The sequence below is a fragment of the Kitasatospora cathayae genome (assembly GCF_027627435.1).
Classification (GTDB): Bacteria; Actinomycetota; Actinomycetes; order Streptomycetales; family Streptomycetaceae; genus Kitasatospora; species Kitasatospora cathayae.
Genome location: NZ_CP115450.1, coordinates 6,719,372 through 6,743,498 on the forward strand (window position 1 = coordinate 6,719,372; position 24,127 = coordinate 6,743,498).

The following is a 24,127-nucleotide window of genomic DNA, read 5'->3' on the forward strand; positions in this document are numbered from 1 at the left end:
CGTCCGGCGTCGGTGTTGTTCAGCGGTACGTCAGCGTGTTCCGCCCGTCGGGGGCGGTGCACCGGGCAAGGAGGGCCGCATGACCGTACGGCGCGTGATGGGCATCGAGACCGAGTACGGGATCTCCGTGCCCGGGCACCCCAACGCCAACGCCATGCTCACCTCGTCCCAGATCGTCAACGCGTACGCGGCGGCGATGCACCGGGCACGGCGGGCCCGCTGGGACTTCGAGGAGGAGAACCCGCTGCGCGACGCGCGGGGCTTCGACCTCGCGCGCGAGGTGGCGGACGCGAGCCAGCTGACCGACGAGGACATCGGCCTCGCCAACGTCATCCTGACCAACGGGGCCCGGTTCTACGTGGACCACGCGCACCCCGAGTACAGCTCGCCCGAGGTGACCAACCCGCGCGACGCCGTGCTGTGGGACAAGGCCGGCGAGCGGATCATGGCGGCCGCGGCCCAGCGCGCGCTGGAACTGCCCAACGGGCAGAACATCCACCTGTACAAGAACAACACCGACAACAAGGGCGCCTCCTACGGCACCCACGAGAACTACCTGATGAAGCGGGCGACGCCGTTCGCCGACATCGTCCGCCACCTCACCCCCTTCTTCGTCTCCCGCCAGGTGGTCACCGGCGCCGGCCGGGTCGGCATCGGCCAGGACGGCTCGGCGCACGGCTTCCAGATCAGCCAGCGGGCGGACTACTTCGAGGTCGAGGTCGGCCTGGAGACCACCCTCAAGCGGCCGATCATCAACACCCGGGACGAACCGCACGCCGACGCCGAGAAGTACCGCCGGCTGCACGTGATCATCGGGGACGCCAACCTCTCCGAGATCTCCACCTACCTCAAGCTGGGCACCACCTCGCTGGTCCTGTCGATGATCGAGGACTCCTTCATCGCCTCCGACCTCGCCGTCGACCAGCCGGTGCGCACCCTGCACCGGGTCTCCCACGACCCGACCCTCAAGCACCTGATCACCCTGCGCAACGGGCGCAAGCTCACCGCCGTCCAGCTGCAGCTGGAGTACTTCGAGCTGGCCCGCAAGTACGTCGAGGACCGCTTCGGCACCGATGCGGACGAGCAGACCGTCGACGTGCTGGCGCGCTGGGAGGACGTCCTCGGGCGGCTGGAGCGCGACCCGATGTCGCTCTCCAAGCAGCTGGACTGGATCGCCAAGCGGGAGATCCTGGAGGGCTACCGCAGCCGGGACGCCCTGGAGTGGAACAACCCGCGGCTGCATCTGGTCGACCTCCAGTACAGCGACGTACGGGCCGAGAAGGGGCTGTACAACCGTCTGGTGGCCCGCGGCCGGTTCGAGCGGCTGCTGACCGAGGAGGAGGTCGAGCGGGCCGTCTCCAAGCCCCCGGAGGACACCAGGGCCTACTTCCGCGGGCGCTGCCTGGAGCAGTACGCGGAGCACGTCGCGGCGGCCTCCTGGGACTCGGTGATCTTCGACCTGCCGGGCCGGGACTCCCTGCAGCGGGTGCCCACCCTGGAGCCGCTGCGCGGCACCCGCAACCACGTCAAGGAGCTGCTGGACCGCTGCCGCACGGCGGAGGACCTGCTGCGCGTCCTGGCCGGTGGGTAACTTTTCGATCACCACGGGTGAACGTCCGCCGAATGGGAATCATCCGGGGTGGCAGCGGGTGTTGGACAGGAAGCGCCACCGGCAAACCGGGAGCGGCAGTCGCACCTTGTGTATAGGGTCGGTGCCAACCGGCAACGACCGACCGACCAAACCGTGCCAGACGATTCGAGCGGGGTGAGGGAAATGGCGAGCAAGGATACCGGCGGCGGCCAGCAGCGGGCAAACCGCTCCTCCGAGGAGGTCGAGGAGCAAGTCGCGGAAACCCAGAATTCCGATGACCTCAAGGAGCGCCAGGAAAAGCTGAGCGACGACGTCGACGCGGTGCTGGACGAAATCGACGAAGTGCTCGAGAGCAATGCCGAGGATTTCGTGCGTGGATTTGTCCAGAAGGGTGGGCAATAGTCCGTTCCCGGTATTCGGGAATTCACGGTCGTGACCGTCCCGGACGGTCGGGTGGCAACGTCCGCCCGGCCGTCCGGCTCCGGCCCCTCCACGCGTGGACAGTGATCGTCGGCGGGTAGGGTGCGGGCATTGCGCGCTTCAAGCTACCTGGAAGGAATCGTGTGGAAGCCAACACTCGTGGCACCGGGCGTCTACCGGCTGCCTTCCTGACCCCGGGGTCCTCCTCGTTCCTCGACTTCCTCGCCGAGCACAAGCCGGAGCTGATCCCCGGTCGCGGCGGGCTCCCCGAGGGATCGGTGGTGGAGGCCCCGCACGGGACCACGATCGTGGCCGCGGTCTTCGACGGCGGTGTGGTGATCGCCGGTGACCGCCGGGCGACCATGGGCAACGTCATCGCCCAGCGCGACATCGAGAAGGTGTTCCCGGCCGACGAGTACAGCGCGGTCGGCATCGCCGGCACCGCCGGCCTCGCGGTCGAGATGGTGCGGCTGTTCCAGCTGGAGCTGGAGCACTACGAGAAGATCGAGGGCACCACGCTCTCCCTGGAGGGCAAGGCCAACCGCCTCACCAGCATGATCCGGGGCAACCTGGGCATGGCGATGCAGGGCCTCGCGGTGGTGCCGATCTTCGCCGGCTACGACCTCGACCTGGGCCGCGGCCGGATCTTCAACTACGACGTCACCGGCGGGCGCTCCGAGGAGCGCGGCTTCGCCGCCACCGGCTCGGGTTCGGTCTTCGCCCGCGGCTCGATGAAGAAGCTGTACCGCGAGGACCTGACGGCCGAGCAGGCCGTCACCCTGGTCGTCCAGGCGCTGTACGACGCGGCGGACGACGACTCCGCCACCGGCGGCCCGGACCTGGCCCGCAAGATCTTCCCGATCGTCTCGCTGATCACCGAGGACGGCTTCCGCCGGCTCACCGACGCCGAGGTCGCGGAGACCGCGGTCGCCATCACCGACGAGCGCCTGACCCGGCCCAACGGCCCGCAGGCCCCGCTGATCTAGCCATCACCTCACAGGAAAGGGACGACCGCCGGTGTCGACACCGTTCTACGTCTCGCCCCAGCAGGCCATGGCGGACCGCGCGGAGTACGCCCGCAAGGGCATCGCTCGCGGCCGCAGCGTGGTCGTGCTCACCTACGCCGACGGCATCGTCTTCGTCGCGGAGAACACCTCCAGGGCGCTCCACAAGGTCTCCGAGATCTACGACAAGATCGCCTTCGCGGCGGTCGGCCGCTACAACGAGTTCGAGAACCTGCGCATCGGCGGCGTCCGCTACGCCGACCTGCGCGGCTACTCCTACGACCGGGCCGACGTCACCGCCCGGGGCCTCGCCAACGTGTACGCCCAGACCCTGGGCACCGTCTTCTCCTCGGTCGGCGAGAAGCCGTACGAGGTCGAGCTGATCGTCGCCGAGGTCGGCCGGACCGCGGACAACGACCAGATCTACCGGCTCACCCCGGACGGCTCGGTCGTCGACGAGAAGAACTACGTCGTGGTCGGCGGCAACGCCGACTCGATCGGCAACTACCTGGGCCAGCGCCACCGCGTCGGCATGAGCCTCACCGAGGCGGTGAAGGTCGCGGTGGACTCGCTCGCCCGCGACCCCAACGGCGGCAGCCCGCGGGCCCTCACCCCGGAACAGCTGGAGGTCGCGGTCCTCGACCGCCAGCGGTTCCAACAGCGCAAGTTCAAGCGGATCCTGGGCAACCAGCTCGGCCGGCTGCTCGACGGGGACCAGTCCGCCGAGGCGGACGACGAGGACGACCCGGCGGCCACCCCGCCGTCGGACGAGTAGTGCCTGCGGAGTCCCGTGCGGCGAGCGGATCGCCGTACGGGACTCCGGTGCCCCTGCGGCGGCCCAGTCGTCGTGGAGGCGGTTTCGGACAGCTCCGACCAGCAAAGGAGTGCTCATGGACCGCCGGATTTTCGGGCTGGAGAACGAGTACGGCGTGACCTGCACGTTCCGCGGGCAGCGGAGGCTGTCGCCGGACGAGGTCGCGCGGTACCTGTTCCGCCGGGTCGTCTCCTGGGGCCGCAGCAGCAACGTCTTCCTGCGTAACGGCGCCCGGCTCTACCTCGACGTCGGCTCCCACCCCGAGTACGCCACCCCCGAGTGCGACGACGTGGTCGAGCTGGTGACGCACGACAAGGCGGGCGAGCGCATCCTCGAGGGACTCCTGGTGGACGCCGAGCGGCGGCTGCACGAGGAGGGCATCGCGGGGGACGTCTACCTCTTCAAGAACAACACCGACTCGGCCGGCAACTCCTACGGCTGCCACGAGAACTACCTGGTGGCCCGGCACGGCGAGTTCTCCCGGCTGGCCGACGTGCTGATCCCGTTCCTCGTCACGCGCCAACTGATCTGCGGCGCGGGCAAGGTGCTGCAGACCCCGCGCGGCGCGGTGTACTGCGTCAGCCAGCGGGCCGAGCACATCTGGGAGGGCGTCAGCTCCGCCACCACCCGCTCCCGCCCGATCATCAACACCCGGGACGAGCCGCACGCGGACGCCGAGCGCTACCGCCGGCTGCACGTGATCGTCGGTGACTCCAACATGTCCGAGACCACCACCCTGCTCAAGGTCGGCGCCACCGACCTGGTGCTGCGGCTGATCGAGGCCGGCGTGGTGATGCGCGACCTCACCCTGGAGAACCCGATCCGGGCGATCCGCGAGGTCAGCCACGACCTCACCGGCACACACCAGGTGCGCCTGGCCAACGGCCGGGAAGCCAGCGCGCTGGACATCCAGGAGGAGTACTACACCAAGGCCCTGGAGTTCGCCGACCGCAAGGGCATCAACACCGGCACCGTCGCCCGGGTCCTCGACCTGTGGGGCCGCACCCTGGAGGCCGTGCGCACCGAGCGGCTCGACGGGGTGGCCACCGAGATCGACTGGATCATGAAGTACAAGCTCATCGAGCGCTACCGCGAGAAGCACCAGATGAGCATGTCCAACCCGCGGGTGGCCCAGATCGACCTCGCGTACCACGACATCCACCGCCGGCGCGGCCTGTTCTACCTGCTCCAGGGCAAGGGCCAGGCGCAGCGGGTGACCACCGACCTCAAGACCTTCGAGGCCAAGTCGATCCCACCGCAGACCACCCGGGCCCGGCTGCGCGGGGACTTCATCCGCCGGGCGCAGGAGCAGCGCCGGGACTTCACGGTGGACTGGGTGCACCTGAAGCTGAACGACCAGGCGCAGCGCACGGTGCTGTGCAAGGACCCGTTCCGTTCGGTGGACGAGCGGGTGGAGAAGCTGATCGCCGGCATGTGATCGGCAGGCGCTGACGCGTGCGTTGACCGGCCCCGGTGGTGTCTACCGGGGCCGGACGCGTGCCGGGCATACGCTGTCCGTCGAGTCCGGAGAGCCGACTTCGACCGACAGTTAGGACCACCGTGCGCCGCACCGCCGGTTTGCTTCTCACCCTGCCGCTGCTGCTCGCGGTGGCCTGCAGCAGCTCGCCCAAGGCGGCCGGCCCGGCGGCGCCGTCCACGGCGAGCGCCGCCCCGACGGTGCCCCCGCCGGTGAGCGAGGCGTCCCCGATGCCCACTCTTTCGGGTGGCGGTTTCGGCAGCAAGGCCACCATCACCCTTCCCGAGGGCCAGCCCAGCGGCCAGTTCGTGGTGAACACGGTGACCGCCGGGGAGCGGTCGACGGTCAACAAGGGCGACTGGGTGACCGTCAACTACACGGCGAAGGACTGGACCACCGGCAAGGACCTGCCCAGCTCGTACGACGACAACGGCAAGCCGCAGCTCTACCAGGCGGGCAGCGGGCAGCTGGTGCCGGCGCTGGACCAGAGCGTGATCGACAAGAAGGTCGGCAGCCGGTTGCTGGTGGTGGCCCCGCCGGCGGCGGCCTTCGGGGCGCAGGGCTCCACCCAGTTGGGCGTCAACAAGGGCGACACCGTGGTGTTCGTGCTGGACATCATCGAGAGCCTGCCGCCGGACTCCACGCTGACCGGGAACATGACCCAGGCGGCCGCGACGCTGCCCCAGGTCAAGGACAACGGCAAGGCGCCGATGGGGATCACGCTCCCGGCCGGGCAGGCCGCGCCCACCGACCTCCAGCAGGCGGTGCTGATCAAGGGCGAGGGCAAGCCGGTCAAGGGCGGACAGACCCTGATCGTGCAGTACACGGGGGTGCTGTGGAGCAACGGCCAGCAGTTCGACGCCTCCTGGACGCACGGCGGCGCGCAGGCGGTGCAGATCGGCACCGGCAGCGTGATCGAGGGCTGGGACAAGGGGCTGGTCGGGCAGAACGTGGGTAGCCGGGTGCTGCTGGTGGTGCCGCCGGCGCTCGGGTACAAGGACCAGGCGCAGGGCTCGGTGCCGCCGAATTCCACGCTGGTCTTCGTGATCGACATTCTGGAAGCGGTCTAGGAAGTCGCCGGGGGGATTCCGTACGCTTGGGCGGACGCTCGTACAACGAAGCGTCCGCCCTCATCCTGAGCTGTCATACTGCCCTCGCACTGTGGCAGGCGCCGCCCGGCGCCGAGGTCCGGGCGGGCGGTGCGGCGGCAGGCCGGCGCTCACCACGCCGGGCGCAGACCTGGAAGACCTGTGGCGAGATGGATGGGGAGTCATGACTGAGAAGACGCCGAGCCCGGGCGGGGCCGGCACCGCGGCGAACGACGGCTCTGTGGGTGACCAGGCCGCCTCTCGTCCCGGCGGCCCGATCGCGGCGGACCGCGAGTCGATCGTCGTCCCCCCGGCGATCCTCGCGCAGCAGGCCGGCTGGGCGCAGCCCGGTGACCGGCCGCGGACGGCGGGCGGGACCAAGACGGACGACGAGGCCCCGCAGATCTTCGCCAGCAACGTGCGCAAGTCCGACACCTCGGAGGCCGGGTACGACGAGAACCCGCCCGGTGTGGGCAAGCTGGGCGTGATCCTCGGCACGGTGCTGGCCGTGCTGCTGGTCGGCAGCGGCATCACGCTGTACATGGTGAACAAGGACGACTCCAAGGACAGCGCCTCGGCCGCCAAGCCGGACGCGGCCCAGACCGCGCCGCCGACGCCGAGCGCCGAGCCGGTGCCGCCGATCAAGGACAGCGCCAAGGTGCTGCCGACCGTCACCGGTGACTTCGGCAAGAAGGCCGACATCCAGGTGCCGGGCGAGGCCTCCGACGGTTCCTTCGTGGTGAAGGTGCTGTCCGAGGGCAGCGGCCCCAAGGTGGAGAAGAACAACTGGACCTCGGTGGACTACACCGGCAAGGACTGGAACACCGGCAAGGACATCCCGAGCTCGTACGACGACAAGGGCAAGCCGCAGATCTTCCAGGCCGGCACCGACGCGCTGATCCCGGCGCTGGACCAGGCCGTGATCGGGAAGAAGGCCGGCAGCCGGCTGCTGGTGGTGGCCCCGCCGGCCGCGGGCTTCGGCTCCCAGGGCAAGCCCGACATGTCGATCGGCGCCAAGGACGACCTGATCTTCGTGATCGACATCCGCAACACCAACGCGCCCGACGCCGTGGTGAGCGGTACCGTCACCCCGCCGCCGGCGGACTTCCCGCAGGTCAAGGACAACGGCAAGAAGCCGGCCGAGATCACCCCGGTGGCCGGCGCCAAGGACCCGACCGAGCTGAAGACCCACGTCCTGATCAAGGGCACCGGTCCGGCGGTGGAGAAGGGCGAGAAGGTCGTCGTCCAGTACACCGGCGCGCTGGCCAAGGACGGCAAGGTCTTCGACTCCTCGCTCAGCAAGGGCCAGGCGTTCTCCTTCGCGGTCGGCGGCGGCCAGGTCATCCAGGGCTGGGACCAGGGGCTGGCGGGCCAGACCGTCGGCAGCCGGGTCGAGCTGGTGATCCCGGCCGCGATGGGCTACGGGGACAAGGGCCAGGGCGACATCCCGCCCGGTGCGACCCTGGTCTTCGTGGTGGACATCCTGGACGCCGGTCAGGGCTGATCCACTTTTCGGGTGACAATGGTGGGCGTGTGACCTTCGGGGTCGGCCGCGTGGCCGCACCCCGACGGGCGGCGGGCGCCCGTACCGTGGTCCAGGAACGGACCGTGGTGCGGGCGCCCGCCGCTTGGTCGAGCAGGGAATTGCGAACGTGAGAAGAGGGACCATGGCTGTGAACCTGAACGAGAAGCCCGAGATCGACTTCCCGATCGGGGATGCTCCGACCGAGCTGCAGATCCGCGACATCGTCGTCGGCGACGGCGAGGAGGCCAAGCCGGGCAGCACCGTCAAGGTGCGCTACGTCGGCGTGACCTTCGAGACCGGCGAGGAGTTCGACGCGAGCTGGAACCGGACGCCCAACGAGTTCGTGTTCCCGCTGGGCGCCGGCCGGGTCATCAAGGGCTGGGACCAGGGCGTCGCCGGCATGAAGGTCGGCGGCCGTCGCGAGCTGACCATCCCGTCGCACCTGGCGTACGGCGCCCAGTCGCCGTCGCCGCTCATCCCGGCGCACTCGACCCTGATCTTCGTGGTCGACCTGCTGGCGGTCTGAGCCCGCGCTGACCTCGGGCCGGACCCCTGCCGGGGGCCCGGCCCGAGGCCGTGTTCGGACCCGAACGGCACGCCGGGGCGATCGGGCGTCGGACGCGGCTTTTGCAGTGCGTACCGCTACCGGTACGGTCGGTCCCGCCGGGTGAGGATCGCCCGGTTGGCGCACCCCGCGCGCGGCGGGGCACACCGGAAGGGTCAGCGATGGCGATCGCCAAGGCAGAGCGGCTGATGAATCTCGCCCTGTGCCTGATGAACACCAGACGTCCGCTCTCCAAGAAGGAGCTGCGGGAATCCATCGAGGCGTACCGCGAGGCCTGGCAGAACAGCAGCGAGGACGCCTTCAACCGGATGTTCGAGCGGGACAAGGACGACCTGCGCGAGCTCGGCCTGGTGATCGACGTCGACGAGAACGCGCTGGACGGCGAGCTCGGCTACCTCGCCCGCCCCGACCGCAACCGGCTGCCGGAGATCGCGCTGGACGCCGAGGAGGCGGCCGCGCTCACCCTGGCCGCCCGGGTCTGGCAGCAGGCCAAGATGTCCGGCGCGGCCAGTGGCGCGCTGCAGAAGCTGCGCGCGGCCGGGGTGCCGTTCGGCGAGGCCGAGGGCCGGACCGCCCTGGAGCCGCGCATCCCCGCCCGGGAGGCCGCGTTCGAGCCGCTGCTCACCGCCGCCCGGGACCGCCGTCCGGTCACCTTCGAGTACCGCAAGGCCGGCGCCGCCGCCGTCGAGCAGCGCAGCGTCGAGCCGTGGGCGCTGGAGTGCTGGCGCGGGCACTGGTACCTGGCCGGGTACGACCGGGACCGCGGTGACGCCCGGGTGTTCCGGCTCAGCCGGATCACCGGCAAGGTGAAGGCCAAGGGCGGGGCCTTCCTCGGCACCGTGCCCGAGCACGTGGACGTCCGGGCCACCGTGGCCAAGTTCGCGGGCGAGGGGGCCACCGCCACCGCGACCGTCCGGGTCCGCCGGGGCGCGGGCTTCCCGCTGCGCACCAAGGCGCTGAACAGCACCCGGGTGGACGAGGGCTGGGACGAGCTGGAGATCCCGTACGGCAACGGGCTGGGCGCCGACCTCGCGGAGTTCGGACCGGACGTGCTGGTGCTCGGGCCGGAGGAGCTGCGGGCGGATGTGGTCGACCGGCTGCGGGCGGTCGCGGGTATCGAGGGAGGGCACGCGTGAGCGAGTGCAGCGAGCGAATCATCGGAGGGTGCGCATTTTTGTGCGAAGCGCCCGCCGAGCGCAGCGAGGTGGACGCATGAGCAACGCCATCGACCAGACCAGGCGGATGCTGTCGCTGGTGACGTACCTGCGCGAGCGGCCCGGGGCCGAGGTCGCCGAGGTGGCCCGGGCGTTCGGGATCAGTGAGCGGGAGCTGATCGGGGACCTCAACGTGCTGCCGATGTGCGGCACCAGCTTCCGCGGCGGCGACCTGCTCGACATCGACACCGACGGCGAGCGGATCTGGTGGCACAACGTTGACGACGTGGCCCAGCCGCTGCGGCTGGCCGCCGACGAGGCCACCGCGCTGCTGGTGGCCGCCCGCGCGGTGGCCGGGCTGCCGGGCCTGCGCGCCGGTGACCGGGAGGCGCTCACCCGGGCCGTCGCCAAGATCGAGAACGCGGCCGGGGAGAGCGCCGAGGGCAGCGCCCGGGTCGGCGTGACCTTCGAGGCGGAGAGCCACGTCTTCGCCGACATCGACCGCGCGCTCAGCGAGGGCCGCCGGCTCTGGCTGCGCTACTACTCGCACGGGCGCGGCGGGATGACCGAGCGCGAGGTCGACCCGATCCGGCTGCTCACCGAGGGCCACACTTACCTCGAGGCCTGGTGCCGCACCTCGGAGGACCACCGGATGTTCCGGCTGGACCGGGTCGCCGAGATCCGCGTCCTGGACGTCCCGGCCGACCCGCCCCGGCGCGAGCCGCGCGACCTCAGCGGCGGGCTGGTCAACCCGGCCGCGGACGACCCGGAGGTGGTGGTGGAGGTCTCCTCCGGCGGCCGCTGGGTCGCCGAGTACTACACCCACGACCGGGCCGAGGAACTGCCCGACGGCGGGCTGCGGATCACCCTGCGCAGCGCCGACCCCTCCCAGCTGCGCCCGCTGGCGCTGCGGCTGGGCCGGGACGGCCGGATCGTCTCGCCGCCCGAGCTGGCCGAGCAGGCGCGCTCGGCCGCACGGGAGGCGCTGGCCGCCTACGGGGAGGGGCGGGTCTGAGCGGTGGAGCCCGGGACGAGATTCAAGGTGTACTGCTCGCAGTGCCGGGAGAAGGTCGAGCTCCCGGCCGAGGAGTTCCGGCTGACCCTCGGCCGGACTCCGGCGCAGGCGCACTACAGCTTCGGCTGTCCGCTCTGCGGGGCGGCGGTGCGCAAGCCGGCCGGGGAGAAGATCGTCGAGGCGCTCACCGCGGCGGGGGTGCGCACCATGCGGCTCGTCCCGGCGGAGGGATAGCGCCGTTGCGGCCCGTATAGGGTGGGCGCATGTCCTGGATGCTCGTCGCCGTCGTCCTGCTCGCCACCGCGGGCCTGCTGGTCCTCGGGGTCCTCGCGATCCGGCTCTGGCTGGACGTGCGGGCGCTCGCCAAGGGCGTGGACGCGGCCTCGCGGGCGCTGACCGAGGCGGCGGGGGAGCTGGCCGCGGCGGTCCCGAACCGTTAGGGCCGTCCGGCGGATTTCGCCGGGCCCTGCGACGGCCTTCGCCCCGCCCTGGGTGGAATTCGGCTGGCCCACCCGGGGCGCCGGCGGTACGGGGGCTGCTGTGCGGGAGGCAGGGGCGGGTTACGCTCTCAGGTGGCTCCTGAACTGCGAACCGGGGCCGCTGTCCTGTTCGGGCGGCCGACGTCGGGGCGTCATCCGCAGCGGTTACCATCCGCGGCGGGCGGGCGGCCTGGCGGGTCGTGGATGCTGAAGGTGGTCGACGCATGCGCTTCTCGATGACCGCGATCGTGGTGGTCGTGGTGGTTGCCATCGTGCTGTTCGGGGCCAAGCGGTTGCCCGAACTGGCGCGCTCGCTGGGGCAGTCGATGCGGATCCTGAAGAGCGAGGCCAAGGCGATGCGCTCGGAGGACGAGCCGGACGCCGGCGCGCCGTCCGCCCGGCCGCAGGTCGCGCCGCAGTCGGCGGCCAGGACCATCCAGACCGCTCCGGGGGCCTCGGCCACCGCCCGTCCGGTCGCCGAGCCCGGCGCCGGGCAGGGGGAGCCCGACGGCGACCGACCGCACTGAGCGCGGCGCACGTGACGTACCCGACGTACGCGGCGCGCGCGACGTACGCGACGTACGCGACCACGGAGGCCCGTCGACCGGCGGGCCTCGACGCACGAGTTGAGGACCGGGGTTGAGCAAGCTCTCCAAGGCGTCGCCGAAGGCGCCCAAGGATCCTGAGGGGCGGATGGCCCTCGCCGATCACCTGCGGGAACTGCGCAACCGCGTGGTCAAGTCGGTCCTGGCGATCGTGGTGATCACCGTCATCGCGGCGATCTACCACAAGCAGATCGAGAACTTCCTGCTGCAGCCGCTGCCGCAGTGCACCAAGGAGACCTCTGGGCAGTTCCACGGCAGGTGCGCCCAGGTCTCCAACATCGGCCTGACCGCCGGTTTCACCTGGATGCTCAAAGTCTCGCTGACGGCCGGCGTGGTCGGCACCGTGCCGATCTGGCTCTACCAGGTGTGGGCCTTCGTGGCGCCCGGTCTGCACAGGCACGAGAAGAAGTACGCGGTCGTCTTCATGCTGTGCGGGGCGCCGCTGTTCCTGGCCGGTGTGGCCGTGGCGATCCTGACGCTGCCGACCACGGTCCAGGTGCTGATCTCGTTCACGCCGGATACGACCACGCCGATCCTGCCGCCCGAGGACTACTTCGACATCGCGACCCGGATGGTGTTGGTCTTCGGCCTGGCCTTCGAGTTCCCGCTGCTGCTGGTGATGCTGAACCAGGTCGGGATCATCACCGGCAAGCGGCTGCTCGGCTGGTGGCGCGGCATGGTCATGGGCATCACGGTGTTCGCGGCCTTCGCCACGCCGAGTGCCGACCCGCTGACCATGCTGGCGCTGGCCGCGCCGATCTGGGCGCTGTACTTCCTCGCGGTGTCCATCGCGCTGCTGAACGACCGGCGCAAGCGCCGGAACAACCCGGACGCCGACCTGGACGACGAGGAGGCCTCGCACCTGGACCTCTCGGTGCAGCCGGTCGAGGGTGCGGAGACGGTCCAGGCCTCGTCGGCTCCGGCGGCGAGCGCGCCGGTGCCGACCGCGCGCCAGGAGCAGATGGACGACATCACCTGAGCCGGTAGCGGTTCTCGAGCCGGTTGGCCCCGGTCCTCGCCTCGGGCGGCGGGCCGGGGCCTTCGGCTGTCCGGTGCCGGTTCGGTGGCCTTTCTGCGGTTGCTCCCGGTGCGCCCTTGGCAGGCTCGATGGCATGTGACATATTACTGCGCGTGCTGAAGACCTGGACACCTCCCCTGGACGTCGTCGTGGTCGGCGCCGGAGTCGTCGGCGCCGCCTGTGCCTACTACGCCGCCCGCGCCGGGCTCGCCGTCGCCGTCGTCGACCGCGGGCCGGTCGCCGGGGGCACCACCGGGGCGGGTGAGGGCAACCTGCTGGTCTCCGACAAGGAGCCCGGACCCGAGCTCGACCTCGCCCTGCTCAGCATCCGGCTCTGGCGCGAACTCGCCGAACAGCTCGGCCCGGCCGTGGAGTACGAGCCCAAGGGCGGCGTGGTGGTCGCCTCGACGGCCGCCGGGCAGCAGGCGCTGCGGGCCTTCGCCGCCGGGCAGACCGCGGCCGGGGTGACCGCCGAAGAGGTCCCGGCCGAGCGGCTGTACGAGCTGGAACCCCACCTCGCCCCCGGACTGGCGGGCGGCTACCACTACCCGCAGGACGCCCAGGTGCAGCCCGCGCTCGCCGCCGCCCACCTGCTGCGCGAGGCCCGCCGGATGGGCGCCGAGCTGAGCACCGGGGAGAGCGTGACGGCCGTCGAGCGGGGGCCGGACGGCGCGGTGCGCGGCGTCCGCACCGACCGGCGCCGCCTGGCCGCGCCCGCCGTGGTGAACGCCACCGGTGCCTGGGGGGCCGAACTGGCCGCGCTGGCCGGGGTGCACCTGCCGGTGCTGCCCCGGCGCGGCTTCGTGCTGGTCACCGAGCCGCTGCCCAGGGTCGTCCGGCACAAGGTGTACTCCGCCGACTACGTGGCCGACGTGGCCAGCGGCTCGGCCGGGCTGCAGACCTCCTCCGTGATCGAGGGCACCCCGGGCGGGCCGGTGCTGATCGGCGCCAGCCGGGAGCGGGTCGGCTTCGACCGGACCATGTCCCACGAGGCGATCGGTCGGCTGGCCGCCGAAGCGGCGGCGCTGTTCCCGGTGCTCGCCGAGGTAGCCGTGATGCGCACCTACCGGGGCTTCCGCCCGTACCTGCCGGACCACCTGCCCGCCATCGGGGAGGACCCCCGGGTGCCGGGGCTGTACCACGCCTGCGGACACGAGGGCGCCGGAATCGGGCTGGCGCCCGCCACCGGGCTGCTGATCAGCGAGCAGCTGACCGGAAAGCGGCCGGAGCTGGACCTCGCGCCGTTCCGGGCCGACCGGTTCCCGGACGGCTGACCGTGTTCCTGGGATTCGCTTCGTTCCTGGGATTCGCTTCCGGATTGGAGAAGCCGGTGATGGATTGGAGAAGCCGGTGACGCGTCGCCGCACCCCTGCCGCCCTGGTCGAGGCCGAACCCGGGCCCGGCCACCACATCGAGTTCGACGGGCGGCCCGTCCGCGCCCTGCCCGGGCAGTCGATCGCCGCCGCGCTCTGGGCCGACGGCGTGCTCGCCTGGCGCACCACCCGAATCGGCGGGCGGCCGCGCGGGGCGTTCTGCGGGATCGGTGCCTGCTTCGACTGCCTCGCCACCGTGAACGGCCGGGCCAACCAGCGCCTGTGCCTGCTGCCCGCCGAGCCGGACACCGTCGTCACCACCCAGGAGGGACACGGCCGTGCCGACCTCGCCGTCTGAGCACTTCGACCTCGCGGTGGTGGGCGCCGGGCCGGCCGGGCTGGCCGCCGCCGTCACCGCCGCCGACCTCGGGCTGCGCTGCGTGCTGCTGGACGGCGCGGACCGGACCGGCGGGCAGTACTACCGGCACCCCGCGCCCGGGCTCGGCGCGGCCCGTCCGGACCGGCTGCACCACGGCTGGTCGGCGTACACGGCGCTCGCCGATCGGCTGGGCGTTTCCGGACGAGCCGAGTTCCGCGGCGGCCACCAGGTGTGGGCGCTGGAACGGACCGAGGACGGCTTCGCGGTGCACGTCACGCTGGGGCCGGAGGCCGCCGACCGGGCCACCGTCCGGGCCCGGACGGTGCTGCTCGCCACCGGCGCGTACGAGCGGCAGCTGCCCTTCCCCGGCTGGACCCTGCCCGGGGTGGTCACCGCGGGCGGCGCCCAGGCGATGCTCAAGGCCGGGCTGGTGCTGCCCGGGCGGCGGATCGTGGTGGCCGGCAGCGGGCCGCTGCTGCTCGCCGCCGCCTCCTCGCTGGTGAGCGCCGGGGCCGACGTCCCGGCCGTGGTCGAGGCGAGCGGCTACCTCGGGTACGCCCGGCGACCCGACGTACTGGCGGCCGTCCCCGCCAAGTTGGTCGAGGGCGCCGGGCACGGGGGCGCGCTGCTGAGGCACGGCGTACGGCTGCGGCCGCGCAGCGCGGTCATCGAGGCGCACGGGGACGAGCGGGTCACCGGGGTCACCGTGGCCCGGCTGGACGCCGACTGGCGGCCGCTGCCCGGCACCGAGCGGCGGATCGACTGCGACGCGCTCGCCGTCGGCCACGGGCTGCTGCCGCAGATCGACCTGGCCACCGAACTCGGCGCGGACACCCGGACCGGGCCGGACGGCGCGGTCGCGCTGCGGGTCGACGCCCAGCTGCGCACCAGCGTCCCGGGCCTGTGGTCCGCGGGGGAGACCAACGGCGTGGGCGGCGCGGACCTCGCGCTGGCCGAGGGGGAGCTGGCCGCGCACGCGATCGCCGGGGCGCTGCCGGGGCGCGCGCTGCTGCGCCGCCGGGCGCGGTTGCGGGCCTTCGCCGAACTGATGGCGGCGGCCCACCGGCCGGGGGCCGGCTGGACCGGGTGGCTGCGGCCGGACACCGACGTGTGCCGGTGCGAGGAGGTGCCGGTCGCGCGGATCCGCGAGGCGGTGGAGGAACTGGGCGCGGGCGACCCGCGGACCGTCAAGCTGCTCACCCGGGCGGGGATGGGCTGGTGCCAGGGGCGGATGTGCGGTCCGGCCGTGGCCTGTCTGGCCGGTGCCACGGGGGCGGGGCCGGACCGGCGGCCGCTGGCCTGCCCGGTGCCGCTCTCGCAGCTGGCGGCGGAGGCGTCTTCGCCGGAGTAGGGCCGGTCCGGACCGGAGCCGGTCCGGTTCGACTCGGTTCAGCTCGGTTCAGCTCGGTTCGGTTCGGTTCCGATCCGTGGGAACGCGCGGGGCGGGGACTCTTGTCTCCGGCCTGTTCCCGTTTATAAAATGTCACACCTCACCAAGGAGCTCAACGTGTCCATCACCCCGCACGACACCACCCGACCCTGGCGCGGCATCATGGTCGCCACCACGATCCCGCTGCGCCCGGACCTCTCCGTCGACTACGACGCCTACGCCGAGCACGTCCGCTGGCTGATCGACTCCGGCTGCGACGGCGTCGTCCCCAACGGCTCGCTGGGCGAGTACCAGACGCTCACCGCCGAGGAGCGCGCCCGGGTCGTCGAAGTGGCGATCGAGGCGGCCGGCGACGGCTCCCGGGTCATGCCCGGCGTCGCCGCGTACGGCAGCGCCGAATCCCGCCGCTGGGCCGAGCAGGCCGCCGAGGCCGGAGCGGGCTCCGTCCTGCTGCTGCCGCCCAACGCCTACCGGGCCGACCACGCCTCCGTGCGGGCGCACTACGCGGAGGTCGCCCGGGCGGGCCTGCCGGTCGTCGCGTACAACAACCCGATCGACACCAAGGTCGACCTGGTGCCCGCGCTGCTCGCCCAACTGCACGGCGAGGGCTCGATCGTGGCCGTCAAGGAGTTCAGCGGGGACGTCCGCAGGGCGTACGAGATCGCCGAGCTGGCGCCCGGGCTGGACCTGCTGATCGGTGCCGACGACGTGCTGCTGGAGCTGGCGCTGGCCGGTGCGGTGGGCTGGATCGCCGGATACCCGAACGCGCTGCCGGAGGCCTCGGCGGCGCTCTACCACGCGGCCGTCCGGCGGGACCTGGACACCGCGCTGCCGCTGTACAAGTCGCTGCACTCGCTGCTGCGTTGGGACTCCAAGACCGAGTTCGTCCAGGCCATCAAGCTCTCCATGGACATCGTCGGGCGCCCCGGCGGGCCGGTCCGGGCGCCCCGGCGGCCGCTGGAGCCGGAGATCGAGGCGGCGGTGCGCGCGGCCACCGAGAAGGCGCTGGCCGAGGGCCTCGCGTAGAGCCTGCCTTTGGGGGCTCGCGTAGGGCCTGTCCGCAGGGCCTGTCTTCAAGGGCCTGACGTCCGGCCGGCTGTGCGGGCAGCCGGCCCCAACCGACCGCTTCGACTTCGACTTCGACAGAGGAGTTGTGAGGAATGCGCAGCCGTCACGTGTTCCACGCCGTGGACTCGCACACCGAGGGCATGCCGACCCGGGTGATCACCGGAGGCTTCGGCGTCATCCCCGGCGCCACCATGGCCGAACGCCGGGTGCACTTCCAGCAGCACCTGGACCACTTCCGCACCCTGCTGATGTACGAGCCGCGCGGGCACGCCGCGATGAGCGGCGCCATCCTGCAGCCGCCCACCCGGCCGGACGCCGACTTCGGCGTGCTCTACATCGAGGTGTCCGGGCTGCTGCCGATGTGCGGGCACGGCACCATCGGCGTCGCCACCGTGCTGGTCGAGACCGGGATGGTGCCGGTGGTCGAACCGGTGACGACGGTACGGCTGGACACCCCCGCCGGACTGGTCGTCGCCGAGGTGCGGGTCGAGGGCGGCGCCGCCAAGGCGGTGACCATCCGCAACGTGGCCTCCTACGCCGTCGCGCTGGACCGCAAGATCGAGGTGCCCGGTTACGGCACGGTCGGCTACGACCTCGCGTACGGCGGCAACTTCTACGCCATCCTGCCGCTCGCCGAGCTCGGGCTGCCGTTCGAACGCGAGCGCAAGCAGGACATCCTGGACGCCGGCCTCGCCCTGATGGCCGCCGTCAACGCGAGCCCCGACCGGCCGGTGCACCCGGAGGACCCGTCCATCCACGGCTGCCACCACGTCCAGCTGCTCGCCCCCGGCTCCACCGCCGAACACTCCCGGCACGCGATGGCCATCCACCCCGGCTGGTTCGACCGCTCGCCCTGCGGCACCGGCACCTCGGCCCGGATGGCCCAGCTGCACGCGCGCGGCGAACTGCCGCTCGGGCGGGACTTCCGCAACGACTCCTTCATCGGGACGACCTTCACCGGGCGGCTGGTGGCGGAGACCGATGTCGCCGGACACCCCGCCGTGGTGCCCACCGTCACCGGGCGGGCCTGGGTCACCGGCACCGCCCAGTACTTCCTCGACCCGGACGACCCGTTCCCGGCGGGTTTCCTGCTCTGACTGCTGTGCTTGTGAACTCGCTCTGAAGGGCTGGTAGTTGTGACCATCACCTCGTACAACCCCGCCGACCCGGCCGATCTCGTGGTCGCCGTCGAGGCGCCCGGCGCCGAGGCCGTGCGGGCCGCCGTCGGACGGGCCCGGGCCGCGCAGGGTGGCTGGCTCGCGGCCGGGGCGGGCGCCCGCTCGGCGGCGCTCGGTCGGATCGCCGAGGCGGTCGAGGCGCACGCGGAGGAACTGGCCGCGCTGATCGTGCGCGAGGTCGGCAAGCCGCTGGCCGAGGCGCGGGGGGAGGTCGCCCGGACGGCGGCGATCTGGCGCTACTACGCGCAGGCGCCGTACGAGCCGTCCGGGGCGGTGCACGAGACCGCCGCCGGTCCGGGGCTGCTGCTCACCCGGCGCCGCCCGTACGGGGTGGCCGGCCTGATCGCGCCGTGGAACTTCCCGCTGGCGATCCCGAGTTGGAAGGCCGCGCCGGCGCTGGCGGTCGGGAACACGGCGGTGCTCAAGCCCGCGCCGGAGGCGACGGCCTGTGCGCTGCGGCTGGCCGAGCTGGCCGCGCTGGCCGCATTGCCGGCGGACGTGTTCACGGTGGTGCCCGGCGGGGCCGAGGAGGGGGCGGCGCTGGTCGACGCGGCGGACGTGGTCTCCTTCACCGGCTCGACCGGGGTCGGCCGCGCCGTGGTACGGGCCGCCACCGGGCGCGGGGTGCCGGTGCAGGCCGAACTCGGCGGACTGAACGCCGCGTTGGTGCTGCCGGACGCGGACGTGGAGCTGGCCGCAGGGCACATCGCGGCCGCGATCGCCGGGTACGCCGGGCAGAAGTGCACCGCCACCAGCCGGGTGATCGCGGTGGGCGCGGCCCATCAGCCGCTGCGGGAGGCGCTGATCAAGGCCCTTGCCGCGGTTGACGATTCGGTGTGCGGGCCGGTGGTCAACGCCGCCGCGCGGGAGCGGATGGTCGGGGCGGTCTCCTCGGCCGTCGAGGCCGGGGCGAGCGTACTGGTCGGCGGGCGGGTGCCCGAGCGGGCCGGTTGGTACGTCGAGCCGACCCTGCTCGCCGAGGTGCCGGCCCAACACCCGCTGGCCCGCGAGGAGTTCTTCGGGCCGGTGGCGGTGCTGCACGCGGCCGCCGACCTGGACGAGGCCATCGCGCTCGCCAACGACACCCCGCACAGCCTCGCCACCTCGGTGCACACCCGCAGCCTGGACGCGGCGCTGGCCGCCGCCGACCGGCTGGACGCGGGCATGATCCGGGTCAACGCCCCGTCCAGCGGCGTCGACTTCCACCTGCCCTTCGGCGGGACCAAGGGCGCGAGCCACGGCGAGCGCGAACAGGGCCGGGCGGCACTGGAGTTCTACACCGTGAGCCGGACGGTCAGCGTGCTGCCGGCTGGGGGCCTGTGATGTGGGTCCGTACGGTCGACTACCACACGGCCGGAGAGCCGTTCCGGATCGTGCTGGACGGGGTGCCCCCGATCCCGGGTGACAGCGTCGCCGAGCGGCGGGCCATCGCGCTCGGCGCGGGCGGCAGCGCGACCGCGCCCCGGCCGAGCGCGCTGGACGAGGTCCGGCAGCTGCTCGTCCGGGAGCCGCGCGGGCACGCCGGGATGTACGGCGGCTTCCTGGTGCCGCCGGACGACGAGGAGGCGCACCTGGGCGTGCTGTTCTGGCACAAGGACGGTTACTCGACCGCCTGCGGGCACGGCACCATCGCGCTCGGCGCCTGGGCGGTCGACTCCGGCCTGGTCCCGGCCCCCGAGGACGGCGTGGCCCGGGTGCGGATCGACGTGCCCTCCGGGCGGGTCACCGCCCTGGTGCACCGGGCGGGCGGGCGCACCACCGGGGTCACCTTCCGCAACGTGCCGAGCCGGGTCGGTGCGCTGAAGCTGCCGCTGGCCACCTCGCGCGGGGCGGTGGAGGTCGCCGTGGCGCACGCCGGGGCGTGCTACGTCTCGGTGCCGGCGGCCGCACTGGGCCTCGAGGTCTCGCAGCGGTTCCTGCCCGAACTCACCGCTGTGGGGCGGGAGATCAGGGAACTGCTGGCCGACTCCGAGGCGGTCTCGCACCCGACGGATCCGCGGCTGTCGGGCGTGTACGGTGTCGTGCTGTACGACGAACTGCCTTCGGAGGGCAGCGCGTTGATCCAGCGGAACGTCACCGTCTTCGCGGACGGGCAGATCGACCGCTCGCCCTGCGGCTCCGGAACCTCCGCCCGCCTCGCGGTGCTGGTCGCCGAGGGAAGGCTCGCGCCGGGGGAGGAACTGCTGCACGAGTCGATCACCGGCACGGTGTTCAGCGGGCGGGCGGTCGCCGGGGGCGACCCGCTGGTCGAGGGCATCGTCACCGAGGTCGGCGGGGTGGCGTTCCGCACCGGGGAGCACGCGTTCGTGCTGGAGGCGGGGGACTCGCTCGGGACGGGGTTCCTGCTGTGAGTGGCGCTGTGCTGCCCGGTGCTGGGCTGTTCGGTGCTGGGCCGTCCGACGGTGGGCCGTCCGGTGCTGGGCCGTCCGACGCTGGTCTGCCCGGTGCGGGGGCTGAGCCGCTCCAGTACACCGTGCCGGGCACCGGCGGGCTGGGGCCCGCCGGGGCGGTGGGGGCGATCGAGCGGGTGCTGCTGGACGGGCTGGACCCGGAGGCGGCGCCCGCCCGGTCGACCGTACCGGTGCCGGCCGGGGAGCTGCTGCTGATGCCGGCCGCCGCCGGGCCGTACGCGGGCGTCAAGATCGCCGGGGTCGCGCCGGACAACCCGGCGCGCGGGCTGCCCCGGATCACCGGCAGCTACCTGCTGCTGGACGGGCCGACGCTGCGGCCGCTGGCCGTGCTGGACGGCGCGGCCCTCACGGCCCTGCGCACGCCCGCCGTGACGGCGGCGGCGCTGGCGCGGCTGGCGGTGCCGGAGGCCGAGCACCTGGTGGTGTTCGGCTCCGGCCCGCAGGCGTACGGGCACCTCGACGCGCTGCTCGCCGTTCTGCCGCTGACCCGGCTGACCGTCGTGGCTCGCGACGCCGGACGGGCTGCCGCGCTGGTGGCGTACGGGCGGAGGCTCGGGCTGGCGGCCACGGCCGGCGGGCCGGAGGAGGTCGGTCGGGCGGACGTGGTGGTCTGCTGCACGACCGCGCGCACCCCGCTGTTCGACGGCGCGCTGGTGCCCGCGCACGCGGCCGTCGCGGCGGTCGGCTCGCACGAGCCGGACGCGCGGGAGGTGGACGAGGTGCTGGTCGGCCGGGCCGAGCTGTACGTCGAGGCGCGGACCGCCGCGGCGCGCGAGGCGGGGGACCTGCTGCTGGCGGGCGCGCTCGGGCGGCGGCAGGTGTGGAACCTGGCCGAGCTGGTGCGCGGCGATGCGCTGGTGCCGGGCGGGCGGCCGCGGTTCTTCAAGAGCGTCGGGATGGCCTGGGAGGACCTGGCGGTGGCGGCGGAGGTGTACCGGGCCGGGCGGCGTCGGTCGCCGTAGAACACGAGCCGACTGCCCGGGGTGGCGGTGCAGTTGTGGAGTCGGCGCGGTGAGGTGGGAACCCTCGGCCGCGCCGGCTCCTTTCGCGTTCTGGCCGTTGCTACGGCTTCCAGCCGTTCCGGCGGTAGGTGGCGAGCAGCCGGGCGAGGTGGCGGCCGGCGATGTGCAGCGGTTCCTCGCTGCGGGCGACCTGGGCGGAGAGCTCGGCGCCCTCCAGGGTGTTGATGACGGTGCCGGCCAGTTCGCGGGCGTCTTCGGCGCCGATGCCGGCGGCGCGCAGGCGTTCTTCCACGATGGCCTGCCAGTTGGCGAAGGCCTCGGCCACGGCCTGCTCGATCACCGGGGCGCGGCCGACGGTCTCCAGGGCGGTGGTGGTGATCGGGCAGCCGTCCTGCCAGTCGGAGCTGCGCAGTTCGCGCGCGAGCAGGGTGGTGCAGGTGGTGACCGCCTCGGTGAGGTCCGTGGAGGAGCCGAGGCCGGCGCGCAGGATGACGGCGAACTCCTGCTCGCCGTGCCGGATCGCCTCGGCCGCCAACTCCTGCTTCCCGCCCGGGAAGAAGTGGTAGACGGAGCCGAGGGTGGCCTCGGCCTCGCGGGAGATCTGCTTGATCCCGGTGCCCTCGTAGCCCTGGCGCTGCAGCAGCCGGGAGGTGGCCCGGACGATCCGCTCGCGGGTGCCGACGCTGCTGGTCTTCTCGGCGGTCTTCACGGGGGTCTTCACGGGCCGATCCTAGCCGATCTTCTGAATAGAGCGTTCGTTCCAGTGCTGTGCTAGCGTCGTCGACGGCACTGGATAGAGCGTTCGTTCTAGAGGAGGGGCAGTCGCATGTCCGTTGAGCGGAATTCGAAGGCGTCCGTGACGGTGATCGGGCTCGGCCCGATGGGGCAGGCCATGGCCCGGGCGTTCCTGGACGCCGGTCACGCCGTCACGGTGTGGAACCGTACGGCCGCTCGGGCCGATGAACTGGTCGCCCGTGGCGCGCAGTTGGCACCCAGCGCGGAGGCGGCGGTGGCGGCCAACGAACTGGTGGTGCTCAGCCTCACCGACTACGACGCGGTGTTCGCGGTGCTGGAGTCGGTGGAGCGGGTGGTGGCCGGTAAGGTGATCGCCAACCTCAGCTCGGACACCCCCGAGCGGGCCCGGGAGGCGGCGCGCTGGCTCGCCGAGCGCGGCGCGGGGCACCTCACGGGCGGGGTGCAGGTGCCGCCCTCGGGCATCGGCAGCCCGGAGTCGTCCACCTTCTACAGCGGGCCGGTCGAGCTGTTCCAGCGGCACCGGGCCGCACTGGAGGTGCTGACCGGCGCCGACTACCGGGGCGACGACCCCGGGCTGGCGCAGCTCTACTACCAGATCCAGATGGACCTGTTCTGGACCTCCATGGTCGGCTACCTGCACGCCACCGCGATCGCCGAGGCCAACGGCATCTCGGCCGAGGAGTTCCTGCCGTACCTGAGCTCGACGGCCGCCTCGCTGCCGGGCTTCCAGGCGTTCTACGCACCCCGGATCGCGGCCGGGAACCACGCCGGGGACGTCGACCGGCTGACGATGGCGCTGGCCGGCATCGAGCACGTCCGGCACACCGCCGAGGCCTCCGGGGTGGACGGTGCGCTGCCGGCCGTCCTGGCCGAGGCGTTCCGGCGCGGCGTCGAGGCCGGGAACGGTGCGGCGAGCCTGACTTCGTTGGTGGGGCAGTTCCGGCGGGCGTAGCCCTGTGTGCGGTGGCAGATCGTGTGCCGTCGGCCGTTGTCACGGTCGGCGGCCGCTGTCACCATGACCCTCAAGGGAATGGTCGATTCCTGGACTGTTGCACGCTCAACGTAACGTGACATTGTACGCTGGTGTTCTGCACCCACCCGGAGGAACACCATGGCCGAGCTCAAATCCCGCACCCTGATCTCCGTGCAGGAGCGGCTCCGCGACCAGGTCGCCCACGCCCTCCGGGCCGCCCTCATCTCCGGCGAACTGCGCCCCGGCGTCGTCTACTCCGCGCCCGCGCTCGCCGCCGACTTCGGCGTCTCCGCCACCCCGGTGCGCGAGGCCATGCTCGACCTCGCCCGCGAGGGCCTGGTCGAGGCCGTCCGCAACAAGGGCTTCCGGGTCACCGAGCTCACCGAGCGCGACCTGGACGACTACACCGAGATCCGCGCCCTGATCGAGGTCCCGACCGTCGGCCGGGTCACCCGCACGGCGAGCAAGGAGCAGTTGGAGCGGCTGCGGCCCCAGGCCGAGGCGATCGTCGCGGCCGCGCGCAAGCACGACCTGATCGGCTACCTGGAGGCGGACCGGCAGTTCCACCTCGACCTGCTCGGGCTGGCGGGCAACGCGCGGCTGGTCGAGGTGGTCGGGGACCTGCGCAAGCGCTCCCGGCTGTACGGGCTGACGAGGCTGGACGAGCAGGGGCAGCTGGTCTCCTCGGCGGAGGAGCACGTGGAACTGCTGGACCTGATGCTCAGCGGCGACGCGGAGGCGGCGGAGGCGTGCATGACCCGCCACCTCAGCCACGTGCGCTCGCTGTGGGCGGGCCAGGACGAGACGGCGGAGACGGAGCGCCCGGCGCTGCGGCTGCGGGCTCGCTAGGGGCTAAACCGCTCGTTCGGGTGAAGGTGGAACGGCGGGCGTCGGGAGGCGCCCGCGTCCTACGATGATGTTCTCGACATCGGCAGCCAGGAG

At 72.7% G+C, this 24,127-nt stretch carries 25 protein-coding genes; 24 read left to right on the forward strand and 1 reads right to left on the reverse strand.

The window, feature by feature from the left end; all coding sequences use genetic code 11:
- Nucleotides 1-79 precede the first annotated feature (79 nt).
- From dop to O1G21_RS30630, 22 genes are all read left to right on the forward strand, one after another.
- On the forward strand, nt 80-1,591 hold the full coding sequence (gene dop, locus O1G21_RS30525; RefSeq protein WP_348532725.1) for a depupylase/deamidase Dop: 1,512 nt from the start codon (nt 80-82) through the stop codon (nt 1,589-1,591).
- Between the two features lie 183 nt (nt 1,592-1,774).
- Nucleotides 1,775-1,993: a ubiquitin-like protein Pup gene (locus tag O1G21_RS30530; RefSeq protein ID WP_030286125.1), complete on the forward strand. Its 219-nt coding sequence runs from the start codon at nt 1,775-1,777 to the stop codon at nt 1,991-1,993.
- 161 nt (nt 1,994-2,154) lie between these two features.
- A complete protein-coding gene (gene prcB / locus O1G21_RS30535; protein ID WP_270148200.1) occupies nt 2,155-2,997 on the forward strand; it encodes a proteasome subunit beta in 843 nt (280 codons plus the stop codon).
- 31 nt (nt 2,998-3,028) lie between these two features.
- Nucleotides 3,029-3,790: a proteasome subunit alpha gene (gene prcA, locus O1G21_RS30540; RefSeq protein ID WP_270148201.1), complete on the forward strand. Its 762-nt coding sequence runs from the start codon at nt 3,029-3,031 to the stop codon at nt 3,788-3,790.
- Between the two features lie 115 nt (nt 3,791-3,905).
- A complete protein-coding gene (gene pafA / locus O1G21_RS30545; protein ID WP_207809376.1) occupies nt 3,906-5,267 on the forward strand; it encodes a Pup--protein ligase in 1,362 nt (453 codons plus the stop codon).
- Between the two features lie 122 nt (nt 5,268-5,389).
- On the forward strand, nt 5,390-6,376 hold the full coding sequence (locus tag O1G21_RS30550; protein WP_270148202.1) for an FKBP-type peptidyl-prolyl cis-trans isomerase: 987 nt from the start codon (nt 5,390-5,392) through the stop codon (nt 6,374-6,376).
- Between the two features lie 202 nt (nt 6,377-6,578).
- Nucleotides 6,579-7,898 carry an FKBP-type peptidyl-prolyl cis-trans isomerase gene (locus O1G21_RS30555; protein WP_270148203.1) on the forward strand — a complete coding sequence of 440 codons (1,320 nt, stop codon included), beginning with the start codon at nt 6,579-6,581 and terminating at the stop codon, nt 7,896-7,898.
- A gap of 163 nt (nt 7,899-8,061) precedes the next feature.
- Nucleotides 8,062-8,445: an FKBP-type peptidyl-prolyl cis-trans isomerase gene (locus tag O1G21_RS30560; RefSeq protein WP_270148205.1), complete on the forward strand. Its 384-nt coding sequence runs from the start codon at nt 8,062-8,064 to the stop codon at nt 8,443-8,445.
- A gap of 200 nt (nt 8,446-8,645) precedes the next feature.
- On the forward strand, nt 8,646-9,620 hold the full coding sequence (locus tag O1G21_RS30565) for a helix-turn-helix transcriptional regulator (RefSeq protein ID WP_270148206.1): 975 nt from the start codon (nt 8,646-8,648) through the stop codon (nt 9,618-9,620).
- A gap of 76 nt (nt 9,621-9,696) precedes the next feature.
- Nucleotides 9,697-10,653: a helix-turn-helix transcriptional regulator gene (locus O1G21_RS30570; protein ID WP_270148208.1), complete on the forward strand. Its 957-nt coding sequence runs from the start codon at nt 9,697-9,699 to the stop codon at nt 10,651-10,653.
- Nucleotides 10,654-10,680: 27 nt separating this feature from the next.
- Nucleotides 10,681-10,887, forward strand: coding sequence for a hypothetical protein (locus O1G21_RS30575; protein WP_333493513.1), 207 nt, complete (start codon nt 10,681-10,683; stop codon nt 10,885-10,887).
- Nucleotides 10,888-10,916: 29 nt separating this feature from the next.
- A complete protein-coding gene (locus O1G21_RS30580; RefSeq protein ID WP_270148210.1) occupies nt 10,917-11,093 on the forward strand; it encodes a hypothetical protein in 177 nt (58 codons plus the stop codon).
- A gap of 263 nt (nt 11,094-11,356) precedes the next feature.
- Nucleotides 11,357-11,659: a Sec-independent protein translocase subunit TatA gene (gene tatA, locus O1G21_RS30585; RefSeq protein WP_270148211.1), complete on the forward strand. Its 303-nt coding sequence runs from the start codon at nt 11,357-11,359 to the stop codon at nt 11,657-11,659.
- A 166-nt stretch (nt 11,660-11,825) separates the two neighbouring features.
- Entirely contained in the window at nt 11,826-12,716 is an 891-nt protein-coding gene (gene tatC, locus O1G21_RS30590) for a twin-arginine translocase subunit TatC (protein ID WP_270151340.1), read from the forward strand.
- Nucleotides 12,717-12,868: 152 nt separating this feature from the next.
- On the forward strand, nt 12,869-14,029 hold the full coding sequence (locus tag O1G21_RS30595; protein WP_270148212.1) for an NAD(P)/FAD-dependent oxidoreductase: 1,161 nt from the start codon (nt 12,869-12,871) through the stop codon (nt 14,027-14,029).
- 76 nt (nt 14,030-14,105) lie between these two features.
- On the forward strand, nt 14,106-14,426 hold the full coding sequence (locus O1G21_RS30600; RefSeq protein WP_270148213.1) for a (2Fe-2S)-binding protein: 321 nt from the start codon (nt 14,106-14,108) through the stop codon (nt 14,424-14,426).
- On the forward strand, nt 14,407-15,798 hold the full coding sequence (locus tag O1G21_RS30605; RefSeq protein WP_270148214.1) for an FAD/NAD(P)-dependent oxidoreductase: 1,392 nt from the start codon (nt 14,407-14,409) through the stop codon (nt 15,796-15,798). The genes O1G21_RS30600 and O1G21_RS30605 overlap by 20 nt, the downstream gene beginning before the upstream one ends.
- A 201-nt stretch (nt 15,799-15,999) precedes the next feature.
- Nucleotides 16,000-16,863, forward strand: coding sequence for a dihydrodipicolinate synthase family protein (locus tag O1G21_RS30610; RefSeq protein ID WP_405000838.1), 864 nt, complete (start codon nt 16,000-16,002; stop codon nt 16,861-16,863).
- Nucleotides 16,864-16,997: 134 nt separating this feature from the next.
- A complete protein-coding gene (locus O1G21_RS30615) occupies nt 16,998-18,002 on the forward strand; it encodes a proline racemase family protein (RefSeq protein WP_270148216.1) in 1,005 nt (334 codons plus the stop codon).
- Nucleotides 18,003-18,041: 39 nt separating this feature from the next.
- Nucleotides 18,042-19,406: an aldehyde dehydrogenase family protein gene (locus tag O1G21_RS30620; RefSeq protein ID WP_270148217.1), complete on the forward strand. Its 1,365-nt coding sequence runs from the start codon at nt 18,042-18,044 to the stop codon at nt 19,404-19,406.
- Nucleotides 19,406-20,434, forward strand: a complete 1,029-nt coding sequence (locus O1G21_RS30625; RefSeq protein ID WP_270148219.1) for a proline racemase family protein — start codon at nt 19,406-19,408, stop codon at nt 20,432-20,434. Before O1G21_RS30620 ends, O1G21_RS30625 begins: the two co-directional genes overlap by 1 nt.
- Before the next feature lie 122 nt (nt 20,435-20,556).
- Nucleotides 20,557-21,456: an ornithine cyclodeaminase family protein gene (locus O1G21_RS30630; protein ID WP_405000839.1), complete on the forward strand. Its 900-nt coding sequence runs from the start codon at nt 20,557-20,559 to the stop codon at nt 21,454-21,456.
- Nucleotides 21,457-21,556: 100 nt separating this feature from the next.
- Here the strand turns inward: O1G21_RS30630 and O1G21_RS30635 are convergent, their stop codons facing one another.
- Nucleotides 21,557-22,177 (reverse strand): TetR/AcrR family transcriptional regulator, encoded by a 621-nt coding sequence (locus O1G21_RS30635; protein ID WP_270148220.1) that lies wholly within the window; start codon nt 22,175-22,177, stop codon nt 21,557-21,559.
- A 105-nt stretch (nt 22,178-22,282) separates the two neighbouring features.
- On the opposite strand from O1G21_RS30635, the gene O1G21_RS30640 reads away from it, so the two are divergent.
- Both O1G21_RS30640 and O1G21_RS30645 read left to right on the forward strand, forming a co-directional pair.
- Nucleotides 22,283-23,164, forward strand: a complete 882-nt coding sequence (locus tag O1G21_RS30640) for an NAD(P)-dependent oxidoreductase (RefSeq protein ID WP_270148221.1) — start codon at nt 22,283-22,285, stop codon at nt 23,162-23,164.
- A 159-nt stretch (nt 23,165-23,323) separates the two neighbouring features.
- Nucleotides 23,324-24,034 carry a GntR family transcriptional regulator gene (locus O1G21_RS30645; RefSeq protein ID WP_270148222.1) on the forward strand — a complete coding sequence of 237 codons (711 nt, stop codon included), beginning with the start codon at nt 23,324-23,326 and terminating at the stop codon, nt 24,032-24,034.
- The last annotated feature ends 93 nt before the right edge of the window (nt 24,035-24,127 follow it).

Bases quoted from the DNA above. Each gene is read 5' to 3' on its own strand.
- pafA (WP_207809376.1), top strand. From the start codon at position 3,906: ATGGACCGCCGGATTTTCGGGCTGGAGAACGAGTACGGCGTGACCTGC.
- O1G21_RS30640 (WP_270148221.1), top strand. From the start codon at position 22,283: ATGTCCGTTGAGCGGAATTCGAAGGCGTCCGTGACGGTGATCGGGCTC.
- O1G21_RS30645 (WP_270148222.1), top strand. From the start codon at position 23,324: ATGGCCGAGCTCAAATCCCGCACCCTGATCTCCGTGCAGGAGCGGCTC.
- O1G21_RS30530 (WP_030286125.1), top strand. From the start codon at position 1,775: ATGGCGAGCAAGGATACCGGCGGCGGCCAGCAGCGGGCAAACCGCTCC.
- O1G21_RS30625 (WP_270148219.1), top strand. From the start codon at position 19,406: ATGTGGGTCCGTACGGTCGACTACCACACGGCCGGAGAGCCGTTCCGG.
- O1G21_RS30560 (WP_270148205.1), top strand. From the start codon at position 8,062: ATGGCTGTGAACCTGAACGAGAAGCCCGAGATCGACTTCCCGATCGGG.
- O1G21_RS30615 (WP_270148216.1), top strand. From the start codon at position 16,998: ATGCGCAGCCGTCACGTGTTCCACGCCGTGGACTCGCACACCGAGGGC.
- tatC (WP_270151340.1), top strand. From the start codon at position 11,826: ATGGCCCTCGCCGATCACCTGCGGGAACTGCGCAACCGCGTGGTCAAG.
- O1G21_RS30570 (WP_270148208.1), top strand. From the start codon at position 9,697: ATGAGCAACGCCATCGACCAGACCAGGCGGATGCTGTCGCTGGTGACG.
- tatA (WP_270148211.1), top strand. From the start codon at position 11,357: ATGCGCTTCTCGATGACCGCGATCGTGGTGGTCGTGGTGGTTGCCATC.
- O1G21_RS30610 (WP_405000838.1), top strand. From the start codon at position 16,000: ATGGTCGCCACCACGATCCCGCTGCGCCCGGACCTCTCCGTCGACTAC.
- O1G21_RS30555 (WP_270148203.1), top strand. From the start codon at position 6,579: ATGACTGAGAAGACGCCGAGCCCGGGCGGGGCCGGCACCGCGGCGAAC.
- O1G21_RS30580 (WP_270148210.1), top strand. From the start codon at position 10,917: ATGTCCTGGATGCTCGTCGCCGTCGTCCTGCTCGCCACCGCGGGCCTG.
- dop (WP_348532725.1), top strand. From the start codon at position 80: ATGACCGTACGGCGCGTGATGGGCATCGAGACCGAGTACGGGATCTCC.
- O1G21_RS30565 (WP_270148206.1), top strand. From the start codon at position 8,646: ATGGCGATCGCCAAGGCAGAGCGGCTGATGAATCTCGCCCTGTGCCTG.